Source organism: Pseudomonas sp. AM8 (genome assembly GCF_036346475.1).
GTDB lineage: Bacteria > Pseudomonadota > Gammaproteobacteria > Pseudomonadales > Pseudomonadaceae > Aquipseudomonas > Aquipseudomonas marginalis.
This window is the reverse complement of the sequence record NZ_JAOTNX010000001.1, coordinates 913,752-934,101: the sequence shown is the minus strand read 5'-3', so window position 1 is coordinate 934,101 and position 20,350 is coordinate 913,752. Positions and strand designations below refer to the sequence as shown.

Annotated in this window: 26 protein-coding genes; 15 read left to right on the top strand and 11 right to left on the bottom strand. The window is 59.8% G+C overall.

From position 1 onward, the window contains the following. The first annotated feature begins 20 nt into the window (after positions 1 to 20). Both V3W40_RS04530 and tldD read left to right on the top strand, forming a co-directional pair. A complete protein-coding gene (locus tag V3W40_RS04530) occupies positions 21 to 869 on the top strand; it encodes a carbon-nitrogen hydrolase family protein (RefSeq protein WP_330214520.1) in 849 nt (282 codons plus the stop codon). A 16-nt stretch (positions 870 to 885) separates the two neighbouring features. Further along, positions 886 to 2,328 (top strand): metalloprotease TldD, encoded by a 1,443-nt coding sequence (tldD, locus tag V3W40_RS04525; RefSeq protein WP_065924298.1) that lies wholly within the window; start codon positions 886 to 888, stop codon positions 2,326 to 2,328. Between the two features lie 44 nt (positions 2,329 to 2,372). Here tldD and yjgA read toward each other — a convergent pair whose 3' ends face one another. Next, complete coding sequence (gene yjgA, locus V3W40_RS04520) at positions 2,373 to 2,894, bottom strand: ribosome biogenesis factor YjgA (RefSeq protein WP_017138246.1); 522 nt, start codon at positions 2,892 to 2,894, stop codon at positions 2,373 to 2,375. 108 nt (positions 2,895 to 3,002) lie between these two features. Here yjgA and pmbA point away from each other — a divergent pair, with 108 nt between their 5' ends. The 6 genes from pmbA (at position 3,003) to V3W40_RS04490 (ending at position 8,257) form a co-directional block, all read left to right on the top strand. Beyond that, complete coding sequence (gene pmbA, locus V3W40_RS04515; protein WP_065924297.1) at positions 3,003 to 4,349, top strand: metalloprotease PmbA; 1,347 nt, start codon at positions 3,003 to 3,005, stop codon at positions 4,347 to 4,349. Positions 4,350 to 4,496: 147 nt separating this feature from the next. Continuing rightward, complete coding sequence (locus V3W40_RS04510) at positions 4,497 to 4,892, top strand: hypothetical protein (protein WP_027604820.1); 396 nt, start codon at positions 4,497 to 4,499, stop codon at positions 4,890 to 4,892. Next, on the top strand, positions 4,885 to 6,261 hold the full coding sequence (locus V3W40_RS04505) for a class II fumarate hydratase (RefSeq protein WP_330214519.1): 1,377 nt from the start codon (positions 4,885 to 4,887) through the stop codon (positions 6,259 to 6,261). Before V3W40_RS04510 ends, V3W40_RS04505 begins: the two co-directional genes overlap by 8 nt. 27 nt (positions 6,262 to 6,288) lie before the next feature. Continuing rightward, positions 6,289 to 6,717: a hypothetical protein gene (locus V3W40_RS04500; RefSeq protein WP_024073462.1), complete on the top strand. Its 429-nt coding sequence runs from the start codon at positions 6,289 to 6,291 to the stop codon at positions 6,715 to 6,717. Between the two features lies 1 nt (position 6,718). Next, positions 6,719 to 7,330: a superoxide dismutase gene (locus V3W40_RS04495; RefSeq protein ID WP_323145736.1), complete on the top strand. Its 612-nt coding sequence runs from the start codon at positions 6,719 to 6,721 to the stop codon at positions 7,328 to 7,330. Between the two features lie 33 nt (positions 7,331 to 7,363). Then, a complete protein-coding gene (locus V3W40_RS04490; RefSeq protein ID WP_065924294.1) occupies positions 7,364 to 8,257 on the top strand; it encodes a ZIP family metal transporter in 894 nt (297 codons plus the stop codon). Between the two features lie 23 nt (positions 8,258 to 8,280). Here the strand turns inward: V3W40_RS04490 and V3W40_RS04485 are convergent, their stop codons facing one another. The 10 genes from V3W40_RS04485 to V3W40_RS04440 form a co-directional block, all read right to left on the bottom strand. Then, positions 8,281 to 8,553: an HPr family phosphocarrier protein gene (locus V3W40_RS04485; protein WP_027604815.1), complete on the bottom strand. Its 273-nt coding sequence runs from the start codon at positions 8,551 to 8,553 to the stop codon at positions 8,281 to 8,283. A 16-nt stretch (positions 8,554 to 8,569) separates the two neighbouring features. Then, entirely contained in the window at positions 8,570 to 9,427 is an 858-nt protein-coding gene (gene rapZ, locus V3W40_RS04480) for an RNase adapter RapZ (RefSeq protein ID WP_027604814.1), read from the bottom strand. A gap of 2 nt (positions 9,428 to 9,429) precedes the next feature. Beyond that, positions 9,430 to 9,894, bottom strand: a complete 465-nt coding sequence (gene ptsN / locus V3W40_RS04475) for a PTS IIA-like nitrogen regulatory protein PtsN (RefSeq protein WP_330214518.1) — start codon at positions 9,892 to 9,894, stop codon at positions 9,430 to 9,432. A 10-nt stretch (positions 9,895 to 9,904) separates the two neighbouring features. Next, positions 9,905 to 10,210 (bottom strand): ribosome hibernation-promoting factor, HPF/YfiA family, encoded by a 306-nt coding sequence (gene hpf / locus V3W40_RS04470; RefSeq protein WP_027604812.1) that lies wholly within the window; start codon positions 10,208 to 10,210, stop codon positions 9,905 to 9,907. Between the two features lie 75 nt (positions 10,211 to 10,285). Further along, positions 10,286 to 11,779 carry an RNA polymerase factor sigma-54 gene (locus V3W40_RS04465; RefSeq protein WP_065924292.1) on the bottom strand — a complete coding sequence of 498 codons (1,494 nt, stop codon included), beginning with the start codon at positions 11,777 to 11,779 and terminating at the stop codon, positions 10,286 to 10,288. A 197-nt stretch (positions 11,780 to 11,976) separates the two neighbouring features. After that, positions 11,977 to 12,702, bottom strand: coding sequence for an LPS export ABC transporter ATP-binding protein (lptB, locus tag V3W40_RS04460; protein ID WP_016974288.1), 726 nt, complete (start codon positions 12,700 to 12,702; stop codon positions 11,977 to 11,979). Continuing rightward, positions 12,702 to 13,235 carry a lipopolysaccharide transport periplasmic protein LptA gene (gene lptA / locus V3W40_RS04455; protein WP_330214517.1) on the bottom strand — a complete coding sequence of 178 codons (534 nt, stop codon included), beginning with the start codon at positions 13,233 to 13,235 and terminating at the stop codon, positions 12,702 to 12,704. Before lptA ends, lptB begins: the two co-directional genes overlap by 1 nt. Further along, positions 13,222 to 13,794 carry an LPS export ABC transporter periplasmic protein LptC gene (lptC, locus tag V3W40_RS04450; protein WP_065924291.1) on the bottom strand — a complete coding sequence of 191 codons (573 nt, stop codon included), beginning with the start codon at positions 13,792 to 13,794 and terminating at the stop codon, positions 13,222 to 13,224. Before lptC ends, lptA begins: the two co-directional genes overlap by 14 nt. Before the next feature lie 8 nt (positions 13,795 to 13,802). Continuing rightward, the gene (locus V3W40_RS04445; protein WP_330214516.1) at positions 13,803 to 14,327 is read right to left on the bottom strand and encodes a KdsC family phosphatase; all 525 of its coding nucleotides are present in this window, start codon (positions 14,325 to 14,327) and stop codon (positions 13,803 to 13,805) included. Next, a complete protein-coding gene (locus V3W40_RS04440) occupies positions 14,328 to 15,302 on the bottom strand; it encodes a KpsF/GutQ family sugar-phosphate isomerase (protein WP_027604806.1) in 975 nt (324 codons plus the stop codon). 311 nt (positions 15,303 to 15,613) lie between these two features. Between V3W40_RS04440 and V3W40_RS04435 the strand changes: the two genes are divergently transcribed. From V3W40_RS04435 to murA, 7 genes are all read left to right on the top strand, one after another. Next, positions 15,614 to 16,423 (top strand): ATP-binding cassette domain-containing protein, encoded by an 810-nt coding sequence (locus tag V3W40_RS04435; protein WP_003171811.1) that lies wholly within the window; start codon positions 15,614 to 15,616, stop codon positions 16,421 to 16,423. Further along, positions 16,423 to 17,220 (top strand): lipid asymmetry maintenance ABC transporter permease subunit MlaE, encoded by a 798-nt coding sequence (gene mlaE / locus V3W40_RS04430; RefSeq protein WP_330214515.1) that lies wholly within the window; start codon positions 16,423 to 16,425, stop codon positions 17,218 to 17,220. Before V3W40_RS04435 ends, mlaE begins: the two co-directional genes overlap by 1 nt. Continuing rightward, positions 17,220 to 17,687, top strand: a complete 468-nt coding sequence (gene mlaD, locus V3W40_RS04425; protein WP_003171814.1) for an outer membrane lipid asymmetry maintenance protein MlaD — start codon at positions 17,220 to 17,222, stop codon at positions 17,685 to 17,687. Before mlaE ends, mlaD begins: the two co-directional genes overlap by 1 nt. A gap of 11 nt (positions 17,688 to 17,698) precedes the next feature. Continuing rightward, on the top strand, positions 17,699 to 18,346 hold the full coding sequence (locus tag V3W40_RS04420; RefSeq protein ID WP_065924288.1) for an MlaC/ttg2D family ABC transporter substrate-binding protein: 648 nt from the start codon (positions 17,699 to 17,701) through the stop codon (positions 18,344 to 18,346). Then, positions 18,343 to 18,648 (top strand): STAS domain-containing protein, encoded by a 306-nt coding sequence (locus V3W40_RS04415; protein WP_330214514.1) that lies wholly within the window; start codon positions 18,343 to 18,345, stop codon positions 18,646 to 18,648. The genes V3W40_RS04420 and V3W40_RS04415 overlap by 4 nt, the downstream gene beginning before the upstream one ends. Before the next feature lie 114 nt (positions 18,649 to 18,762). After that, positions 18,763 to 19,002, top strand: a complete 240-nt coding sequence (locus V3W40_RS04410) for a BolA family protein (protein WP_027604803.1) — start codon at positions 18,763 to 18,765, stop codon at positions 19,000 to 19,002. A gap of 23 nt (positions 19,003 to 19,025) precedes the next feature. Next, on the top strand, positions 19,026 to 20,291 hold the full coding sequence (gene murA / locus V3W40_RS04405; RefSeq protein ID WP_024073479.1) for a UDP-N-acetylglucosamine 1-carboxyvinyltransferase: 1,266 nt from the start codon (positions 19,026 to 19,028) through the stop codon (positions 20,289 to 20,291). The last annotated feature ends 59 nt before the right edge of the window (positions 20,292 to 20,350 follow it).

The window sequence follows — 20,350 nt, the reverse complement described above, 5'->3', positions numbered from 1 at the left end:
CTTTTACGGAGTATCGGCCCATGTCCTTTGCAGTAATCCAAATGGTCAGTCAGAGCGATGTGCTGGCCAACCTGGTCCAGGCCCGGCGCTTGTTGGAACAAGCGGCGGCCGGCGGTGCGAAGCTGGCGGTGCTGCCGGAAAACTTTGCCGCCATGGGCCGCCGCGACGTGGCGGATATCGGCCGCGCCGAGGCGCTGGGTGAAGGTCCGATCCTGCAATGGTTGAAACAGACCGCCCGCGACCTCACCTTATGGATAGTGGCTGGCACACTGCCGTTGCCGCCCAAGGATCAACCGCACGCCAAATCCAATGCCTGCTCGCTGCTGATCGATGATCGCGGCGAAGTCGTCGCCCGTTACGACAAGCTGCATTTGTTTGATGTTGACGTGGCGGACGCCCGGGGTCGCTATCGGGAGTCCGATGACTATGCTTTCGGGAGTAACGTGATGGTGGCGGATACGCCGGTCGGCCGTTTGGGCCTGACGGTGTGCTACGACTTGCGCTTCCCCGAGCTGTACAGCGAGCTGCGCGCGGCGGGGGCTGAATTGATTACTGCGCCCTCGGCCTTTACCGCCGTGACCGGTGCCGCCCACTGGGATGTGCTGATTCGTGCACGGGCCATCGAAACCCAGTGTTACCTGCTGGCGGCCGCCCAGGGCGGTGTGCATCCAGGGCCACGGGAAACCTATGGTCATGCGGCGATCGTCGACCCATGGGGCCAGGTGCTGGCACAACAGGATCAAGGCGAAGCGGTGTTGCTGGCCGAACGCGATAGCAGTGAACAGGCGTCGATACGGGCGCGCATGCCGGTGGTCAACCATCGGCGCTTTTTCTCGCAGGGCGCCCAGCGGCCTGCTTCAGAACGATGAATTTAAGGCCAAACCTATGAGCGAGTTGTTGTCCTCAGTCAGTGAACACCTCCTGGCACCCGGTGGCGTGACCATCGAAAGCTTGCAAACCGTGCTCGGCGATCTGGCCGGGCCAGGCATCGATGCCGCCGACCTGTATTTCCAGGGGCAGATCTCCGAGTCCTGGGCCCTGGAAGATGGCATCGTCAAGGAAGGCAGTTTCAATCTTGACCAAGGTGTAGGCGTCCGCGCGCAATCAGGTGAAAAGACCGGTTTTGCCTACAGTAACGCGATCACCCTGGAGGCGTTGGGCCTGGCCGCACGTGCTGCGCGTTCGATCTCCCGTGCCGGCCAACATGGCACGGTACAGGCGTTCAGTACCCAGGACGTGGCGCAGTTGTATGCGCCGGACAACCCCCTGGAAGTGATCAGCCGCGCGGAAAAGGTCGAGTTGCTCAAGCGTATCGATGCGGCCACTCGCGCCCTGGACCCGCGTATCCAGCAGGTCTCCGTGAGCATGGCCGGTGTGTGGGAACGCATCCTGGTGGCGTCCACCGACGGGGGGCTGGCGGCGGACGTACGGCCGCTGGTGCGTTTCAATGTCAGCGTGATCGTCGAGCAGAACGGCCGCCGCGAGCGTGGCGGCCACGGCGGCGGCGGGCGTACCGACTACCGTTACTTCCTCACCGACGACCGTGCCATGGGCTATGCCCGTGAGGCTTTGCGCCAGGCGTTGGTGAACCTGGAAGCCATTCCTGCGCCGGCCGGCACGCTGCCGGTGGTGTTGGGCTCGGGCTGGTCCGGCGTATTGCTGCACGAGGCCGTGGGCCATGGCCTGGAAGGCGATTTCAACCGCAAGGGCAGTTCCGCCTACAGCGGGCGCATGGGCGAGATGGTTGCGTCCAAGCTCTGCACCATTGTCGATGATGGCACCCTGGCCGGTCGCCGCGGCTCGCTGAGCGTCGATGATGAAGGCACGCCGACCGAATGCACCACCTTGATTGAAAACGGTGTGCTCAAGGGCTACATGCAGGACAAGCTCAATGCCCGCCTGATGGGCGTTGCGCGCACCGGTAATGGCCGTCGCGAATCTTATGCGCACCTGCCGATGCCACGCATGACCAACACCTACATGCTCGGTGGCGAAAGCGACCCGGCGGAGATCATCGCCTCGGTGAAGCGTGGCATCTACTGCGCCAACCTCGGCGGCGGCCAGGTGGATATCACCAGCGGCAAGTTCGTGTTCTCTACCAGCGAGGCATACCTGATCGAAGACGGCAGGATTACCGCGCCGGTCAAAGGGGCAACGTTGATTGGCAATGGCCCGGAAGCCATGAGCAAGGTGTCGATGGTCGGCAACGACCTGGCCCTGGACAGTGGTGTGGGCATGTGCGGGAAAGATGGGCAGTCGGTGCCGGTAGGGGTCGGCCAGCCAACGCTGAAAATTGATGCGATCACCGTGGGTGGCACGGGGTCGTAAGGGGGGAGCTTCGGGTGGCTAAGACCGCCACCCGGGGACGGGCATCAACGCAGACCGCGTTGAGTCTCGTCCAGCTCACGGATGTATTTGAAGATTTTACGGCTGGTGGCCGGCGCCTTGTTATGCGCCTGCTCGTGCTGGGCCTGACGGATCAGGGAGCGCAGTTGCTGGCGGTCCGCGTCCGGGTAGTCCAGCACGAATTTCTCCAGCACCGCGTCATCGCCCGAGATCAGGCGGTCACGCCAACGTTCCAGGTTATGGAAACGTTCGTTGTACTGGCGAGTGGAGGCATCGGTTTGATCAAGCAAGGCGAGAATGGCGTCAGTGTCCTGATCGCGCATCAGCTTGCCGATAAACATGATGTGTCGTTTACGCGCGATATTCGCGGTGTGCTTGGGTGCGTCCGCAAGCGCCCGGCGCATTTCGTCGGTCAGTGGCAGTTTTGCAATCAAGTCTTTCTTGAGCGTTGTAAGGCGCTCGCCCAGGTCAACCAGAGCATGCAGCTCACGTTTGACCTGGGTTTTGCTTTTCTCCCCATCGAGGGAGTCGTCGTAAGAATCAACCATGGTGGCAGTCCGCAAAGAAACGCCGCCATGATAACCAGTCGGGGGCCGCTTGTCCGGCCCGGTCGCTCGATGGCCTTAGCCGAAAGCAGAATTTGAGTGGAGAAAACCATGAGTGCAGCCCAAAGCGTCGGTCCGCAAGCGTTACCGGCCCTGCAGGAACAAGTCGAGCAGATCCTTGCCGAGGCCAAGCGCCAGGGGGCCAGTGCCTGTGAAGTGGCGGTGTCGCTGGAGCAGGGGTTGTCGACGTCGGTACGTCAACGGGAAGTGGAAACCGTCGAATTCAACCGTGACCAAGGCTTTGGCATCACCTTGTATGTGGGGCAGCGCAAAGGTTCGGCCAGTACGTCGGCCAGCGGTCCGGAGGCCATACGCGAAACGGTTGCCGCGGCATTGGCGATTGCCCAGCACACTTCCGAGGATGAAAGCTCGGGCTTGGCCGATAAGGCGCTGATGGCCAAGGACTTGAAGGATTTCGATCTGTTCCATGCCTGGGACATCACGCCCGAACGGGCCATCGAGCTGGCGCTGACCTGCGAAGCGGCGGCGTTCGATGCCGATGCCCGCATCAAGAACGCCGATGGCACCACGTTGAACACGCATCAGGGCTGTCGCGTCTACGGCAACAGCCACGGGTTTATCGGCGGGTATGCGTCCACGCGCCATAGTCTGAGCTGCGTGATGATCGCCGAGGCCAATGGCCAGATGCAGCGTGATTACTGGTACGACGTAAGTCGTCAGGGTGAGTTGCTGGCAGACCCGGTCAGCATTGGTCAGCGTGCCGCACAACGTGCCGCGAGCCGCCTGGGCGCGCGCCCGGTGCCGACGTGTGAAGTGCCTGTACTGTTTTCGGCGGAGCTGGCAGGCGGTCTGTTTGGCAGTTTCCTGGGGGCCATTTCTGGCGGCAACCTGTATCGCAAGTCTTCGTTCCTTGAAGGGGCGATTGGCCAGACGTTGTTTCCCGATTGGCTGACCATTGATGAGCGTCCGCACTTGATGCGGGCCATGGGCAGTTCGGCGTTCGATGGGGACGGCCTGGCCACGTATGCCAAGCCGTTCGTCGAAAACGGGGAGCTGGTGTCTTACGTACTCGGCACCTACTCAGGCCGCAAACTCGGCCTGCCAAGCACTGCCAACGCCGGTGGCGTGCATAACCTGTTCGTGACCCATGGTGATGAAGACCAGGCGGCGCTGTTGCGTCGCATGGGACGTGGTCTGTTGGTGACCGAATTGATGGGCCATGGCCTGAATATGGTCACTGGGGATTATTCCCGTGGCGCGGCGGGCTTCTGGGTGGAAAACGGTGAGATTCAGTTCGCCGTCCAGGAAGTGACCATCGCCGGCAACATGCGCGATATGTTCAAGCAGATCGTTGCCGTGGGAAATGACCTGGAGCTGCGCAGCAATATTCGCACAGGCTCGGTGCTGATCGAGCGGATGACTGTCGCAGGCAGCTAATCCCGCTACAGCGGCACAAAAAGGCGCGCCCTCTTACGGAGGGCGCGCCTTTTTTGTGGCCGTGTTTCAGGGGGATTGAGGTGCTGCTCTTGTTTTGATTCTCAATATCATTTAATAATAAATATCATTAACGGATGAGTGTGGATCATGAGTTCTGTCCTGCATGAGGATCCTTACCTGGAAAGCTGGCGCTGGATGAGTCGCCAGATTCGCTGTGGTCTGGATCCCAATGAGCCTCGCCTGATCGAACATTACCTCAATGAGGGCCGATACCTGGCGTGCTGTACCGCGACCCATCCGTGGACCATCGCTGAAACCTCATTCCGCCTGCTGATCGACACCGCCAGCGATATTGCACTGCCGTGGCATTGGCGATCCCTGTGTCTGGATCAAGCCTGGCGCCCACTGCGCGACCTGGAAAAACTCTCTCACTGTGCCTGCCGCCTCAAGCGCTGGCAGACCTTTGCCTGGCAATTGGCGACCTGCGAACTGCTTCCCTCCATTTCCGTTTCTGACCTGGTGCAAGGATCTTCCGATGAGTAACACCCGTATCGAACGCGACAGCATGGGCGAACTGCAAGTCCCCGCCGAGGCCTTGTACGGTGCGCAAACCCAGCGCGCGGTGAACAACTTTCCGATCAGCCACCAACGCATGCCGGCGCAATTCATTCGCGCACTGATCCTGGCCAAGGCGGCGGCTGCCAAGGTCAACGTCGACCTCAAGCAGATCAGTGAAGGGCAGGGCAAAGCCATCGTCGATGCCGCCCAAGGCTTGCTCGAAGGCGATTACATGCGGCACTTCCCGGTGGATATCTTCCAGACCGGTTCCGGCACCAGTTCGAATATGAATGCCAACGAAGTGATTGCGACGCTCGCCAGCCGTTTGCTCGGCGAAGCGGTCAATCCCAACGATCATGTGAACTGCGGCCAAAGCAGCAACGACATCATTCCGACCACCATCCATGTCAGTGCTGCGCTGGTGCTGCACGAGCAAACGCTGCCGGCCCTGCTGCACCTGGTGCAGGTGATCGAGCAGAAAGCCGAAGAGGTTCACCCATTCATCAAGACCGGCCGCACGCACCTGATGGACGCCATGCCCGTGCGCATGAGCCAGGTGCTCAATGGTTGGGCCCAGCAACTCAAGGCCAACATCGGCCATATGCAAGATTTGCTGCCGAGCCTGCAGGCTTTGGCCCAGGGCGGTACGGCGGTGGGCACCGGGATCAACGCGCACCCGGAATTCGCCGCGCGTTTCAGTCAACAGCTCAGTAGCCTGGCGGGTGTGAAATTCACCCCCGGCAAGAACCTGTTCGCGCTGATCGGCTCCCAGGACACTGCTGTCGCCGTCTCCGGCCAGTTGAAAGCCACCGCCGTATCGCTGATGAAAATTGCCAATGACCTGCGCTGGATGAACTCCGGCCCGCTGGCCGGCCTGGGGGAAATCGAACTGGAGGGCCTGCAGCCGGGGTCTTCGATCATGCCAGGCAAGGTCAATCCAGTGATTCCGGAAGCGACCGCCATGGTCGCTGCACAAGTCATCGGCAATGACACGGTGATCACCGTTGCCGGCCAATCCGGCAACTTCGAATTAAACGTGATGTTGCCGATCATTGCCCAGAACCTGCTCAGCAGCCTCGAGTTGCTGGCCAATTCCAGCCGTCTGCTGGCAGACAAGGCCATCGCCAGCTTCAAGGTCAACGAAGCCAAGCTCAAGGAAGCGCTGTCGCGCAACCCGATCCTGGTCACCGCACTCAACCCGATCATTGGTTACCAAAAGGCCGCTGAGATTGCCAAGAAAGCTTATCAGCAGGGCCGTCCGGTGATTGAGGTGGCCCTTGAGCACACCGACCTGCCCCGTAGCCAACTGGAAGTCCTGTTGGATCCGGAAAAACTCACGGCTGGCGGCGTGTAATCACCGACCCTGCTTTGGAGGCTCACCATGGAGCACTGGAAACGCACGATCGAACGGGCCAATCGCTGCTTTATGCAGGGCGAATTGGTTGACGCTCGCGAGGCCTATCTGCAAGCCCTGGCCCTGGCTCAAGTGCTGTTCGAGCGCTGGGCGAATGCCGACGAAGCAGTGGCGGCCTGCGTCATTTCCCATCACAACCTGGCGGATTTGCACCTGCGCCTGAATCAGCCCGAGGAAAGCGCCGAATACCTCTGCGCTATTCACCAGCGCTTGCTCCAGGCCATGCAGGACGTGCGCCTGAGCCCGCAGCTGCGGGAAGCGGCCCTGCGCCAGAGCAGTAAGACTTACGTCGAACTGTTGAATTTCATCAGCGATCACGGTGAGTACCCGCGCACCCATCGCTTGCTGGGCGGTACTGCGGTGCAGCCGACCACGTCTCAATACGGAGCACATTGATATGACCTACACCTTGCCTGCCTTGCCCTATGCCTACGATGCCCTGGAACCGCATATCGATGCGCAAACCATGGAGATTCACTACACCAAGCACCACCAGACCTACATCAATAACCTCAATGCGGCGGTCGAGGGCACCGAGTTTGCGGGCTGGCCTGTAGAGAAACTGGTGTCCAGCGTGCAGCAACTGCCGGAAAAACTGCGTGCGGCCGTCATCAACCAAGGCGGTGGCCACGCCAACCATTCACTGTTCTGGGCGGTGATGTCGCCTCAAGGTGGCGGCAAGCCCGACGGCGCGTTGGGAAAAGCCGTAGAAGAGCAACTCGGCGGTTTCGACAGTTTCAAGGAAGCCTTCACCAAAGCCGCCTTGACCCGTTTCGGCAGCGGTTGGGCGTGGTTGAGTGTCACTCCGCACAAGACGCTGATAGTGGAAAGCAGCGGCAACCAGGACAGCCCGTTGATGAATGGCAACACGCCAATCCTCGGCCTGGACGTCTGGGAGCATGCTTATTACCTGCGCTACCAGAACCGTCGCCCTGAATACATCAATGCGTTCTACAGCGTCATCAACTGGCCGGAAGTTGCCGCACGCTATCAGGCCGCGTTGGCCTGACATTCACCTCGATAACAAGATCTAAGGCCGACTATGGGCACTGAAACACTGGCGATCAGCAGCGTGCGAATGTTTCGTTATGCGTTTGGCTCGCTGCTGCTATTGGCAGGTACTGCATTGCTGGTGGCCCACGGGCTGGCCTGGCTGGATCTGGAACCGCGCATCATGCGCGCTTTGCAGGGCGGGGCGATTTGCGCGCTTGGCACGGCGCTGGGGGCGGTTCCGGTCTTGGTGATTCGGCGGATGCCGGTGGCGTTGAGCGATACCTTGTTGGGCTTCGGTGCCGGTGTGATGCTGGCGGCGACCGCGTTTTCGCTGGTCGTGCCGGGAATTGCTGCGGCCGAAGCCCTTGGTCTTTCGCCCTGGGGTGCAGGTGGGCTGATCAGCTTCGGCATCATGCTGGGGGCATTCGGTTTGTATCTGGTGGACCGCAAGGTCTCCGGCGCCAGTCCGGAAATGTTGGTGGGCACACCGGATAAACCGGTGATTCCACCGCGTATCTGGCTGTTCGTGTTTGCCATCATCGCCCACAACATCCCCGAAGGCATGGCGGTTGGCGTCTCAGCCGGCGGCGGCATGCCGGATGCCGATAGCTTGGCCATGGGCATTGCTTTGCAGGATGTGCCCGAAGGTCTGGTCATTGCGCTGGTATTGGCTGGGGCAGGGATGTCGCGGATCAGGGCGTTCCTGATCGGCGCCGCGTCAGGCTTGGTGGAGCCGGTGTTCGCCGTGCTTTGCGCCTGGCTGGTGACCCTGGCCGAGGTGCTGTTACCGTTGGGCCTGGCACTGGCCGCTGGCGCGATGCTGTTGGTGGTCACCCACGAAGTGATCCCGGAGTCGCGCCGCAACGGTCACGAAAAACTCGCGAGCCTGGGGTTGTGCATGGGGTTCTGCTTGATGATGGTGATGGATACCGCCTTGGGGTGAGGCCTCAGCGGGGATAGGGGTTACTACTCACCCTCATCAAAGAAGTTGTTGATCAGCGCTACCAGGGCGTCCATTGCTTCCTGCTCTTGCTCGCCCTCGGTGCTCAAATGAATCTTGGTGCCCTTGCCGGCCGCCAACATCATCATCGCCATGATGCTTTTGCCATCGACCATGCTCTCCGGTGTACGCCCGGCGCGGATCTGGCAAGGGAACTGCCCGGCAATACCGACGAATTTGGCCGAGGCGCGGGCATGCAGGCCCAGCTTGTTGATGATTTCAATTTCCAGAGCGGGCATCGCGGGGGTGTTCCTTTCAGCTAAGGTCGCGGTGGCGAACCTGGACGTTCTTGAGGGTTTGTTGCAGCACCTGGCCCAGGCGCTCGGTCAGGTAGACAGAGCGGTGGTGACCGCCGGTGCAGCCGATGGCAATGGTGACATAGGCTCGGTTGCTCGCGGCAAAGCGCGGCAACCATTTGAGCAGGTAGCTGGAAATGTCCTGGAACATCTCCTCCACATCCGGTTGCGCGGCCAGGTAATCGGCCACAGGCTGATCCAGCCCCGACTGGTCGCGCAGTTCCGGCTTCCAATAAGGATTGGGCAGGCAGCGCACGTCGAACACCAGGTCGGCATCCACCGGCATGCCACGCTTGAAACCAAAGGACTCGACCAGAAATGCAGTGCCAGGCTCCGGCTGGTTCAGCAGGCGTAGCTTGATGGCATCGCGCAACTGGTACAGGTTGAGGCTGGTGGTGTTGATCTTGAGGTCAGCGAGGTCAATGATCGGCCCGAGCAGCTTGGTTTCATCCTCGATGGCTTCGGCCAGGGAGCGGTGTGGGCTGCTGAGGGGGTGACGTCTACGGGTCTCTGAGAAGCGCTTGAGCAGGGTTTCTTCGTCGGCGTCCAGATATAGCACATCGCAATGAATGTGTTTGGCACGCACCTCTTCGAGCAATTCCGGAAAACGCGTGAGGTGGCTCGGCAGGTTGCGGGCGTCAATCGAAACGGCGACCAGAGGTTGTGCCAACTCGGTATGGATCAGTGCCCGCTCCGCCAATTCCGGGAGCAGGCCGGCGGGCAGGTTGTCGATGCAATAGAAGCCGTTGTCCTCAAGGACGTTGAGGGCGGTACTTTTACCCGAGCCGGAGCGGCCGCTGACGATGATCAAACGCATGATTACTGCCCGTTTTGCTCATCCAGGACAACTTGATACAGCGCCTCGTTGCTACTGGCACTGCGCAGTTTGTCGCGTACTTCCTTGCGGTCGAGCATGCTTGCGATCTGCCGAAGCAGTTCCAGGTGTGCATCGGTGGCGGCCTGTGGGACCAGCAGAACAAACAGCAGGTCTACCGGGGCGCCGTCGATCGCGTCGAAATCGATAGGTGCGTCCAGGTGCAGCAGGGCGCTGACAGGTGACTCGCAGCCTTTGAGGCGGCAGTGGGGAATGGCGATGCCGCTGCCAAAACCGGTGGAGCCGAGTTTTTCACGGGCAATCAGAGCCTCAAAGACATCTTGCATCTCCAGCTCAGGCACTTGGCTGCTGATCAGGTTGGCAATTTGTTCGAGGGCTTTCTTCTTGCTGCCGCCCGGCACGTTCACGAGGGAACGGCCGGGGGTCAGGATGGTTTCAAGTCGGATCATGGGGGGAGAGTTAACGACCTGTGCCCTGAAGCAGGCTCAGATTCTTTTCCTTATGCTTTTTGAGTTGGCGGTCAAGCTTGTCTGTGAGCAAGTCGATTGATGCATACATGTCTTCATGTTCGGCATTGGCGACCACTTCTCCACCGGGTATCTGAAGAGTCGCTTCGATTTTCTGCTGAAGCTTGTCGACCTTCATGATGACCTGCACGTTGGTGATCTTGTCGAAATGACCCTCAAGCTTCCTCAGCTTCTGCTCGACGTAGTCGCGTAGTGGAGGGGTGACTTCTACATGGTGTCCACTGATGTTGACTTGCATACAGCTTCTCCTTCGTTGCCAGTGCATAAAGCGGCGGGTAGGAATACCCACCACTGGAACGCTGTGGCCCGCCCGTCACATCAAACGCTTACGCTCGCTGGAAGGCGCGATCCCAAGGGACTCGCGGTACTTGGCGACGGTTCGACGGGCGACCTGAATGCCTTGTGCCTCCAGTAAACCAGCGATCTTGCTGTCACTCAACGGCTTTTTCTGATTTTCCGCAGCAACCAGTTTTTTGATGATTGCGCGGATCGCCGTGGACGAGCATTCGCCGCCTTCGGATGTGCTGACATGACTGGAGAAAAAGTATTTCAGCTCATATATGCCCCGTGGGGTATGCATGAATTTTTGTGTGGTCACCCGGGAAATCGTCGATTCGTGCATGCCCACCGCTTCTGCGATGTCGTGCAGGACCAGCGGTTTCATCGCCTCGTCACCATATTCCAGGAAGCCGCGCTGATGCTCGACGATCTGGGTGGCCACTTTCATCAGGGTTTCGTTGCGGCTCTGCAGGCTCTTGATGAACCAGCGCGCTTCCTGCAACTGGTTGCGCATGAAGGTGTTGTCGGCGCTGGTGTCGGCACGGCGCACAAAACCGGCATATTGCGGGTTGACCCGCAGGCGCGGCACCGACTCCTGGTTCAGTTCCACCAACCAGCGCTCGTTGTCCTTGCGCACGATCACGTCGGGAACGACGTATTCGGCTTCGCTGGACTCGATCTGCGAGCCTGGACGCGGGTTGAGGCTTTGCACCAGCTCGATGACCTGGCGCAGGTCGTCTTCCTTGAGCTTCATGCGCCGCATCAACTGGCTATAGTCGCGGCTGCCCAGCAGGTCGATATAGTCGGTGACCAGGCGCTGGGCCTCGGCGAGCCATGGGGTCTTGGCGGGCAGCTGGCGCAGTTGCAGCAGCAGGCATTCGCTCAGGGTGCGGGCACCGATGCCGGCGGGCTCGAACTGTTGGATGCGGTGCAGGACCGCTTCGATTTCGTCCAGCTCGATGTCCAGTTCCGGGTCGAAGGCCTCGAGAATCTCTTCGAGCGTCTCGTCCAGATAACCCTGGTTATTGATGCAGTCGATCAGGGTCACGGCGATCAGGCGATCGGTGTCCGACATCGGCGCGAGGTTCAGTTGCCACAGCAGATGGCTCTGCAGGCTCTCGCCGGCGGAAGTACGGGTGGTGAAGTCCCACTCGTCATCGTCATTGCTGGGCAGGCTGCTGGCGCTGGTCTGGTAGACGTCCTCCCAGGCGGTGTCCACCGGGAGTTCGTTGGGAATGCGTTCGTTCCAATCGCCTTCCTCAAGGTTATCCACCGTGGGGGCGGTTTCCTGGTAGGAGGGTTCCTGTACGTCGGAATTGGGTTTTTGCTCGATGTTGTCGGCCAATGGGTCTGCATTATCGAAGTCGTCGCCTTCTTCCTGGCGTTCGAGCATCGGATTGGACTCCAGGGCCTCCTGGATTTCCTGTTGCAGGTCCAGGGTCGACAATTGGAGCAGGCGGATGGCCTGTTGCAGCTGCGGTGTCATCGTCAGCTGCTGGCCCATTCTCAGGACTAGCGATGGTTTCATGGCAGGGGCTTAACACCTTATTCGCCGGCGCAATGCGCCATCCACGACAGGGCGCGTGAGCGCCAAACATAAGCAAATTATATGCCTGATATCGGGGGCTTTGCCTAGAGCGCGGTAACAATAAAAATCCGGAGGTTTTCATTGACTCCCGCGCATCGGGCAAACGACCTGCCGCCGCCTTGTTTTTGCAGGCGGCCTTACAGGCGGAACTCGTGACCCAGGTACACTTCCTTGACCAGTTCGTTGGCCAGGATGGTGGCAGAGTCGCCTTCGGCGATCAGCTGGCCATCGTTGACGATATACGCGGTTTCGCAGATATCGAGGGTCTCACGCACGTTGTGGTCGGTGATCAGTACACCGATGCCCTTGGCCTTGAGGTGGTGGATGATCTGCTTGATGTCGCCGACCGAGATGGGGTCGACGCCGGCAAACGGTTCGTCCAGCAGGATGAACTTGGGGGCAGTGGCCAGGGCGCGGGCGATTTCCACGCGACGACGCTCACCACCGGACAGGCTCATGCCAAGGTTGTCGCGAATGTGGTTGATGTGGAATTCCTGCAGCAGGCTTTCCAGTTCTTTGCGGCGACCGTCACGGTCGAGTTCCTTGCGGGTTTCAAGGATGGCCATGATGTTGTCGGATACCGACAGCTTGCGGAAGATCGACGCTTCCTGCGGAAGATAGCCGATACCGGCACGGGCGCGGCCGTGCATTGGCTGGTGGCTCACATCCAGGTCGTCGATCAGTACGCGACCTTGGTCCGCCTGGACCAGGCCGACGATCATGTAGAAGCAGGTGGTCTTGCCGGCGCCGTTGGGGCCAAGCAAGCCGACTATCTGGCCGCTGTCGATCGACAGGCTGACGTCGCGCACGACCTGACGGCTTTTATAGGCCTTGGCCAGATGCTGGGCTTTCAGGGTTGCCATTACTCGGCCTTCTTCTTCGGCTGGATAACCATGTCGATGCGTGGGCGTGGCGCGGTGACCTTGCTGCCATTGGCGCGGCCGGCGTTGGCGATCTGCTTCACGGTGTCATAGGTGATCTTCTCGCCTTCCGTGGAGTTGCCATCGGGGCTGAGTACCTTGGCCTGGTCGATCAGCACGATGCGATTCTGCTGGGCGTGATACTGGATGGTCTTGCCGTAGCCCTTCATCGGGCCGGTGTCGGTAGCCGACTGCTTCTGTTCGAAGTAAGCCAGGTTGCCCACCGAAGTCACTACGTCGATATCGCCCGCCTGGGTGCGCGTCAGAGTCACCGTGTTGCCGGTGATCTTCATCGAGCCCTGGATGATGATCACGCCGCCGGTATAGGTGGCGACGCCTTGCTTGTCATCCAGCTGCGCATCGTCAGCCGAGATGTGGATCGGTTGCTGGCTATCGTTCGGCAGAGCCCAGGCGCTCACGCTTCCCAGTGCTGCGCCCAGACCGAGCAAAATAGGGAGAGTTTTAACGAGCCTCATACTGTCCTCTTACGTTCGATAGCAGGTGTATCCTGCTTTCTTTCAAATACGCTTTCATTCCCTTGCCAGTCGATACACCGCCAGCGCCGTCGATTCTAACGTCTTGCTCGGTCTGCGCATATTGCTTCTGTGGGAATACGGTCATGCGACTGCTGGTAATCACGGTGTCACGGTTTTTGGCGTCAGTGCGCGCAACGCGTACCGAGTCAATCAGTTCTACCTCGGTGCCGTCCGGGTTGACCTCGCCACGCTTGCTCGTGACATGCCATGGGAACTCGGTGCCGCGGTACAGGTTCAGGTCCGGGTTGGTCAGCAGGGTGACTTCGGTGGCCTTCAAATGCTCGACTTTGTCCGAGGTCATCTCGTACTGCACCTTGCCGTCGGGCAGGAACTGCACGCTGTAGGCATTGGTTGCGTAATAGTCGATAGCCCCTTCTTCAACCTGCGCTGCAGGCTGGTCGAGGAAGCGCCCCGGGCTGATATTCCAGTAGCCCACCGCGAGAAACAGCGCGGCGATGACTCCGAATAGCAGGAAGTTGCGAATCTTTTTACTCAGCATAAAACGCTCTATAGGTAGGCGGCGTGGGCCGCTTCAAGACTGCCCTGGGCTCGCAGGATCAGTTCACAGAACTCGCGGGCGGCACCTTCGCCGCCACGGGCGGTGGTGACGCCATGGGCGTGCTCGCGAACAAACGTCGCCGCATTGGCGACGGCCATGCCCAGGCCCACTCGGCGAATGACCGGCAAGTCGGGCAGATCATCGCCCAGATAGGCGACCTGCTCATAGCTTAGGTTGAGTTGGCCAAGAAGCTCGTCCAGAACCACCAGTTTATCCTCGCGGCCCTGATACAGGTGAGGAATACCGAGGTTTTGTGCGCGGCGTTCCACAACGGGGGTTTTTCTGCCGCTGATAATCGCCGTTTGCACGCCCGAAGCCATCAGCATCTTGATGCCCTGGCCGTCGAGGGTATTGAACGTCTTGAATTCGCTGCCATCTTCGAGAAAGTACAGGCGGCCATCGGTCAGCACGCCGTCAACGTCGAAAATCGCCAGTTTGATGTGTTTGCCGCGTTGCAACAGGTCGCTGTTCATTTACATCACTCCCGCACGCAGCAAGTCGTGCATGTTCAGGGCGCCAACCGGGTGGTCGTCGCTATCGACCACCACCAGCGCGCCGATCTTGTGGTCTTCCATGATCTTCAAAGCTTCGGCCGCCAGCATTTCAGGGCGTGCAGTCTTGCCATGGGGGGTCATCACGGCGTCGATGGTCGCGGTGCGGATATCGATGGTGCGGTCCAGGGTGCGGCGCAGGTCACCGTCAGTGAATACCCCGGCCAGGCGCCCGTCGGCTTCCAGGATCACGGTCATGCCCAGGCCCTTGCGGGTCATTTCCATCAGCGCGTCCTTCAGCAGGGTGCCGCGCTGGACGTGGGGCAATTCCTCGCCCGAATGCATGACGTTTTCCACTTTCAGCAGCAGGCGGCGGCCCAAGGCACCACCCGGGTGGGAAAATGCGAAGTCTTCAGCGGTGAATCCACGGGCTTCCAGCAGCGCCACGGCCAGGGCGTCGCCCATGACCAGGGCGGCGGTGGTGGAGGAGGTCGGCGCCAGGTTCAGCGGGCAGGCCTCGTGGTCCACGTGAACATTCAGGTTCACGTCGGCGGCCTTGGCCAGGGTGGATTCCGGGTTGCCGGTGAGGCTGATCATCTTGATGCCCAGGCGCTTGATCAGCGGCAGCAGGGTCACGATTTCGTTGGTGGTGCCGGAGTTGGACAGCGCCAGGATGATGTCATCCTTGGTGATCATGCCCATGTCGCCGTGGCTGGCTTCGGCCGGATGCACGAAAAATGCGGTAGTCCCGGTGCTGGCCAGGGTGGCGGCGATCTTGTTGCCGACGTGGCCCGATTTGCCCATGCCAACCACGACAACACGGCCCTTGCTGGCCAGGATCATCTCGCAGGCGCGTACGAAATCTGCGTCGATATGGGCCAGCAAGCCTTCTACGGCTTCAACTTCGAGGCGGATGGTGCGTTGCGCGGATTGAATAAGGTCGCTGGATTGGCTCATGTCTGAAGTCGTATAGCCTGACGAAAAGTCGGCGATTATAGCGGTAATGATCAATTCCCTCACGCAAGTTCGTCAGGCTTTATTCAACGAATGCCTGAGATCGATCCTCAGTAACATAGCCAGCAACGTTTTTTCCCTGTCCTTAAACTGAACTAGCGCAGTTCCGGCCTTGGGCGCCCTGTACCAGCAGTGATATAGTTCGCCGCCAGTTCGGTCCGCCCAGCCCATGTGGCTATCTATATGCGTCACCGTTGCAAACGTTTGTCGCATGCATGGTGTCTGAGTGAGAGGCTGCATCCCAAGGAGTTTAGATGAGTGCCGATAACGCCTACGCGGTCGAGCTGAAGGGACTGACCTTCAAGCGCGGGACGCGCAGCATCTTCAATAACGTCGATATTCGCATTCCCCGCGGCAAGGTCACGGGCATCATGGGTCCGTCCGGTTGCGGCAAGACCACGCTGCTGCGTCTGATGGGCATGCAATTGCGCCCCAGCGCCGGTGAAGTATGGGTCAACGGCCAGAACCTGCCGACACTGTCGCGCAGCGATCTGTTCGATGCGCGCAAGCATATGGGGGTGCTGTTCCAGAGCGGTGCGCTGTTTACCGACCTCGATGTGTTCGAGAACGTGGCATTTCCGTTGCGGGTGCATACCCAGCTGTCCGATGAAATGATTCGTGACATTGTGTTGCTGAAATTGCAGGCCGTGGGCCTTCGCGGCGCCATCGACCTGATGCCCGACGAACTGTCCGGCGGCATGAAGCGCCGCGTGGCCCTGGCGCGCGCCATTGCCCTCGACCCGCAGATCCTCATGTACGACGAGCCCTTCGTCGGCCAGGATCCGATTGCCATGGGCGTGCTGGTACGCCTGATCCGTCTGCTCAACGATGCCCTGGGTATCACCAGCATCGTGGTCTCCCACGACCTTGCAGAAACCGCGAGCATTGCCGATTACCTTTATGTAGTCGGCGATGGCCAGGTGCTGGGGCAGGGTACGCCTGAAGAACTGATGAACGCCGACAACCCGCGTATTCGCCAATTCATGACCGGCGATCCCGATGGCCCCGTGCCTTTTCACTTTCCGGCAGCGGATTACCGCTCAGACCTTCTGGGGAAGCGCTGATGCGCAAGACATCTCTTATCGAGAAGGTTCGCCTTTTCGGTCGATCCGGTATCGACGTCGTCGAAGTGCTGGGCCGCTCGACGATTTTCCTGTTTCACGCGTTGCTCGGCCGCGGTGGCATTGGTGGCGGCTTCGGCCTGTTGATCAAGCAGTTGCATTCGGTGGGCGTGATGTCCCTGGTGATCATTGTGGTCTCCGGGGTGTTCATCGGGATGGTGCTGGCGTTGCAGGGCTTCAATATCCTGTCCAGCTACGGTTCGGAGCAGGCAGTGGGGCAGATGGTTGCCCTGACGCTGCTGCGTGAGCTGGGGCCGGTCGTGACTGCGTTGCTGTTCGCCGGGCGTGCAGGTTCTGCGTTGACCGCCGAAATCGGCAACATGAAGTCCACCGAGCAGTTGTCCAGCCTGGAAATGATCGGCGTGGACCCGCTCAAGTACATTGTTGCCCCGCGCCTGTGGGCCGGCTTTATTTCCCTGCCGTTGCTGGCGATGATCTTCAGCGTGGTCGGTATCTGGGGCGGCTCGTGGGTGGCGGTGGACTGGCTGGGCGTCTATGACGGCTCCTACTGGGCCAACATGCAAAACAGCGTGACCTTCAGCGGTGACGTGCTCAACGGCATCATAAAGAGCATCGTCTTCGCCTTTGTAGTGACCTGGATCGCCGTATTCCAAGGCTATGACTGTGAGCCCACTTCAGAAGGGATCAGTCGCGCCACCACCAAGACCGTTGTGTACGCCTCGTTGGCAGTACTGGGCCTTGACTTCATTTTGACCGCCTTGATGTTTGGAGATTTCTGATGCAAAACCGCACTGTGGAAATCGGTGTCGGCCTTTTCTTGCTGGCTGGCATCCTGGCTTTACTGTTGCTGGCCCTGCGAGTCAGCGGCCTTTCGGCCAGCCCCACCGCCGATACTTATAAACTTTACGCGTACTTCGACAATATCGCCGGTTTGACTGTCAGAGCTAAAGTGACCATGGCCGGTGTGACCATCGGCAAGGTCACGGCAATCGATCTGGATCGCGACAGCTTCACCGGGCGAGTGACGATGCAACTGGACAAGAAGGTAGATAATCTGCCGACCGACTCCACTGCATCTATCCTCACTGCGGGTCTGCTGGGCGAGAAGTACATCGGTGTCAGCGTGGGCGGGGAAACAGCCCTGCTCAAGGATGGCTCGACCATCCACGACACGCAGTCGTCGCTGGTACTTGAAGACCTGATCGGTAAATTCCTGCTCAATACGGTCAATAAAGACGCCAAATGAGGAATCTGTACATGATCTCTACCTTGCGACGTGGCCTCCTGGTACTGCTGGCAGCGCTGCCGTTGATGGCCAACGCAGCGGGTTCTGCGCACGAACTGGTGCAGGACACTACCAACAGGATGTTGGCTGACCTGACTGCCAATAAAGAGCAGTACAAGCAAGACCCGAGCAAATTCTACGAAGCACTGAATACCATCGTCGGCCCGGTCGTCGATGCTGAAGGTATTTCGCGCAGCATCATGACGGTCAAATATTCGCGCAAGGCCACCCCTGCGCAAATGCAGACGTTCCAGGAAAACTTCAAGCGCGGCCTGTTCCAGTTCTATGGCAACGCTTTGCTTGAGTACAACAACCAGGGCATTACCGTCGCTCCCGCCGGGGATGAGTCGGGCGACCGCACCAGTGTCAACATGAGTGTCAAGGGCAACAATGGTGCCGTCTACCCTGTGCAGTACACGCTGGAGAAGATCAATGGCGAGTGGAAACTGCGCAATGTGATCATCAATGGCATCAACATCGGCAAGCTGTTCCGTGACCAGTTCGCCGACGCCATGCAGCGCAATGGCAACGACCTGGACAAAACCATCAATGGTTGGGCCGGTGAAGTCGCCAAGGCCAAGGAAGAGACCGATAAAGCCGCTGGGAAACCTGCGCAATGACCGAGTCGGCTGTTCGTCTCGGCGACGCGGGCGAGCTGTTCCTCAGCGGCGTGCTGGATTACCGCACCGGGCCTGACCTGCGCAAGCAGGGCCAGGCGCTGATCAAGGCCAGCACGGCCCCTGCGCTGGTGCTGGATTGCTCGGCGGTAACCAAGTCCAGCAGTGTTGGCTTGTCGTTGCTGCTGTGTTTCATGCGCGATGCCGATGCGGCCAAAAAGTCGGTCACCCTTCGTGCATTGCCCGAAGACATGCGTGAAATCGCCGAAGTTTCCGGTTTGACCGAGCTGTTGGCGCATCCTTAATACACATTATCGATAAAGCCCCCCGTCAGAGTCCTGCTATCCGGGGTTCGCAGGCGCGGGGCTTTTTTGTATGATGTGCGACCCGTGCGCACTGGGCGCCGATAGAGGTTGATCATGCAGGCCCTAGAAGTTAAGAGCTTTCTCGAAGGAAAGCTGCCGGATACGAACGTAGAAGTTGAAGGCGAAGGCTGCAACTTCCAGCTGAACGTGATTAGCGATGAACTGGCGGCACTCAGCCCGGTCAAGCGTCAGCAGCAGATCTATGCCCATTTGAACCCGTGGATCACCGATGGCAGCATCCACGCGGTCACTATGAAATTTTTCAGCCGCGCGGCCTGGGCCGAGCGCACCTGAGCCCCCAAGGCGTCGAGATTCTTATGGATAAATTGATTATTACCGGCGGTGCCCGCCTTGATGGCGAGATTCGCATTTCCGGTGCGAAAAACTCTGCCTTGCCGATCCTGGCTGCGACCCTGCTGTGCGATGGCCCTGTGACCGTGGCCAACCTGCCGCACCTGCACGACATCACCACCATGATCGAGCTGTTTGGTCGCATGGGTATCGAGCCGGTAATCGACGAGAAGCTGTCCGTCGAAATCGATCCGCGCACCATCAAGACCCTGATCGCCCCGTACGAACTGGTGAAGACCATGCGTGCGTCGATCCTGGTACTGGGCCCGATGGTCGCTCGTTTCGGCGAAGCCGAAGTCGCATTGCCTGGCGGTTGCGCCATTGGCTCGCGTCCGGTGGACCTGCACATCCGTGGCCTCGAGGCCATGGGCGCGACCATCGACGTCGAAGGCGGCTACATCAAGGCCAAGGCGCCGGAAGGCGGCCTGCGTGGCGCCAACTTCTTCTTTGATACCGTCAGTGTGACCGGTACCGAGAACATCATGATGGCTGCTGCTTTGGCAAACGGCCGCAGTGTGCTGCAAAACGCTGCGCGCGAGCCTGAAGTGGTCGACCTGGCCAACTTCCTGATCGCCATGGGCGCCAACATCACCGGCGCCGGCACCGACACCATCACCATCGACGGTGTGAAACGCCTGCACCCGGCCACCTACAAAGTGATGCCGGACCGTATCGAGACCGGTACCTACCTGGTTGCTGCCGCCGTCACCGGTGGTCGCGTCAAGGTCAAGGACACCGATCCGACCATCCTGGAAGCGGTCCTGGAAAAACTGCGCGAAGCCGGTGCCGAAATCACCACCGGTGAAGACTGGATCGAGCTGAACATGCACGGCAAGCGGCCAAAAGCCGTTAACGTGCGTACCGCTCCGTACCCGGCGTTCCCGACCGACATGCAGGCGCAGTTCATCTCCTTGAACGCCATTGCCGAAGGTACCGGTGCCGTGATCGAGACCATCTTCGAAAACCGTTTCATGCACGTGTACGAACTGCACCGCATGGGCGCGAAGATCCAGGTCGAAGGCAACACTGCCATCGTGACCGGCACCGAGAAGCTCAAGGGCGCGCCAGTCATGGCCACCGACCTGCGCGCGTCGGCCAGCCTGGTGATCTCGGCGCTGATCGCCGAAGGCGACACCCTGATCGACCGCATCTACCACATCGACCGTGGTTACGAGTGCATCGAAGAAAAACTGCAGATGCTCGGCGCGAAAATCCGCCGCGTACCGGGCTAGTCCCTCTGCATTGTAGGAGCGAGCTTGCTCGCGAAGAACTCGTGGGCACCGCGTTGAGT

What these genes read in the sequence shown, in the direction of transcription:
- V3W40_RS04505 (WP_330214519.1), top strand. Translation starts at nt 4,885, where the DNA reads ATGAGTAACACCCGTATCGAACGCGACAGCATGGGCGAACTGCAAGTC.
- V3W40_RS04510 (WP_027604820.1), top strand. Translation starts at nt 4,497, where the DNA reads ATGAGTTCTGTCCTGCATGAGGATCCTTACCTGGAAAGCTGGCGCTGG.
- lptC (WP_065924291.1), bottom strand. Translation starts at nt 13,794, where the DNA reads ATGCTGAGTAAAAAGATTCGCAACTTCCTGCTATTCGGAGTCATCGCC.
- V3W40_RS04410 (WP_027604803.1), top strand. Translation starts at nt 18,763, where the DNA reads ATGCAGGCCCTAGAAGTTAAGAGCTTTCTCGAAGGAAAGCTGCCGGAT.
- yjgA (WP_017138246.1), bottom strand. Translation starts at nt 2,894, where the DNA reads ATGGTTGATTCTTACGACGACTCCCTCGATGGGGAGAAAAGCAAAACC.
- hpf (WP_027604812.1), bottom strand. Translation starts at nt 10,210, where the DNA reads ATGCAAGTCAACATCAGTGGACACCATGTAGAAGTCACCCCTCCACTA.
- V3W40_RS04435 (WP_003171811.1), top strand. Translation starts at nt 15,614, where the DNA reads ATGAGTGCCGATAACGCCTACGCGGTCGAGCTGAAGGGACTGACCTTC.
- tldD (WP_065924298.1), top strand. Translation starts at nt 886, where the DNA reads ATGAGCGAGTTGTTGTCCTCAGTCAGTGAACACCTCCTGGCACCCGGT.
- V3W40_RS04415 (WP_330214514.1), top strand. Translation starts at nt 18,343, where the DNA reads ATGACCGAGTCGGCTGTTCGTCTCGGCGACGCGGGCGAGCTGTTCCTC.
- V3W40_RS04495 (WP_323145736.1), top strand. Translation starts at nt 6,719, where the DNA reads ATGACCTACACCTTGCCTGCCTTGCCCTATGCCTACGATGCCCTGGAA.
- ptsN (WP_330214518.1), bottom strand. Translation starts at nt 9,894, where the DNA reads ATGATCCGACTTGAAACCATCCTGACCCCCGGCCGTTCCCTCGTGAAC.
- mlaD (WP_003171814.1), top strand. Translation starts at nt 17,220, where the DNA reads ATGCAAAACCGCACTGTGGAAATCGGTGTCGGCCTTTTCTTGCTGGCT.
- V3W40_RS04465 (WP_065924292.1), bottom strand. Translation starts at nt 11,779, where the DNA reads ATGAAACCATCGCTAGTCCTGAGAATGGGCCAGCAGCTGACGATGACA.
- pmbA (WP_065924297.1), top strand. Translation starts at nt 3,003, where the DNA reads ATGAGTGCAGCCCAAAGCGTCGGTCCGCAAGCGTTACCGGCCCTGCAG.
- V3W40_RS04445 (WP_330214516.1), bottom strand. Translation starts at nt 14,327, where the DNA reads ATGAACAGCGACCTGTTGCAACGCGGCAAACACATCAAACTGGCGATT.
- mlaE (WP_330214515.1), top strand. Translation starts at nt 16,423, where the DNA reads ATGCGCAAGACATCTCTTATCGAGAAGGTTCGCCTTTTCGGTCGATCC.
- lptB (WP_016974288.1), bottom strand. Translation starts at nt 12,702, where the DNA reads ATGGCAACCCTGAAAGCCCAGCATCTGGCCAAGGCCTATAAAAGCCGT.
- V3W40_RS04500 (WP_024073462.1), top strand. Translation starts at nt 6,289, where the DNA reads ATGGAGCACTGGAAACGCACGATCGAACGGGCCAATCGCTGCTTTATG.
- V3W40_RS04440 (WP_027604806.1), bottom strand. Translation starts at nt 15,302, where the DNA reads ATGAGCCAATCCAGCGACCTTATTCAATCCGCGCAACGCACCATCCGC.
- rapZ (WP_027604814.1), bottom strand. Translation starts at nt 9,427, where the DNA reads ATGCGTTTGATCATCGTCAGCGGCCGCTCCGGCTCGGGTAAAAGTACC.
- V3W40_RS04420 (WP_065924288.1), top strand. Translation starts at nt 17,699, where the DNA reads ATGATCTCTACCTTGCGACGTGGCCTCCTGGTACTGCTGGCAGCGCTG.
- V3W40_RS04490 (WP_065924294.1), top strand. Translation starts at nt 7,364, where the DNA reads ATGGGCACTGAAACACTGGCGATCAGCAGCGTGCGAATGTTTCGTTAT.
- murA (WP_024073479.1), top strand. Translation starts at nt 19,026, where the DNA reads ATGGATAAATTGATTATTACCGGCGGTGCCCGCCTTGATGGCGAGATT.
- V3W40_RS04530 (WP_330214520.1), top strand. Translation starts at nt 21, where the DNA reads ATGTCCTTTGCAGTAATCCAAATGGTCAGTCAGAGCGATGTGCTGGCC.
- lptA (WP_330214517.1), bottom strand. Translation starts at nt 13,235, where the DNA reads ATGAGGCTCGTTAAAACTCTCCCTATTTTGCTCGGTCTGGGCGCAGCA.
- V3W40_RS04485 (WP_027604815.1), bottom strand. Translation starts at nt 8,553, where the DNA reads ATGCCCGCTCTGGAAATTGAAATCATCAACAAGCTGGGCCTGCATGCC.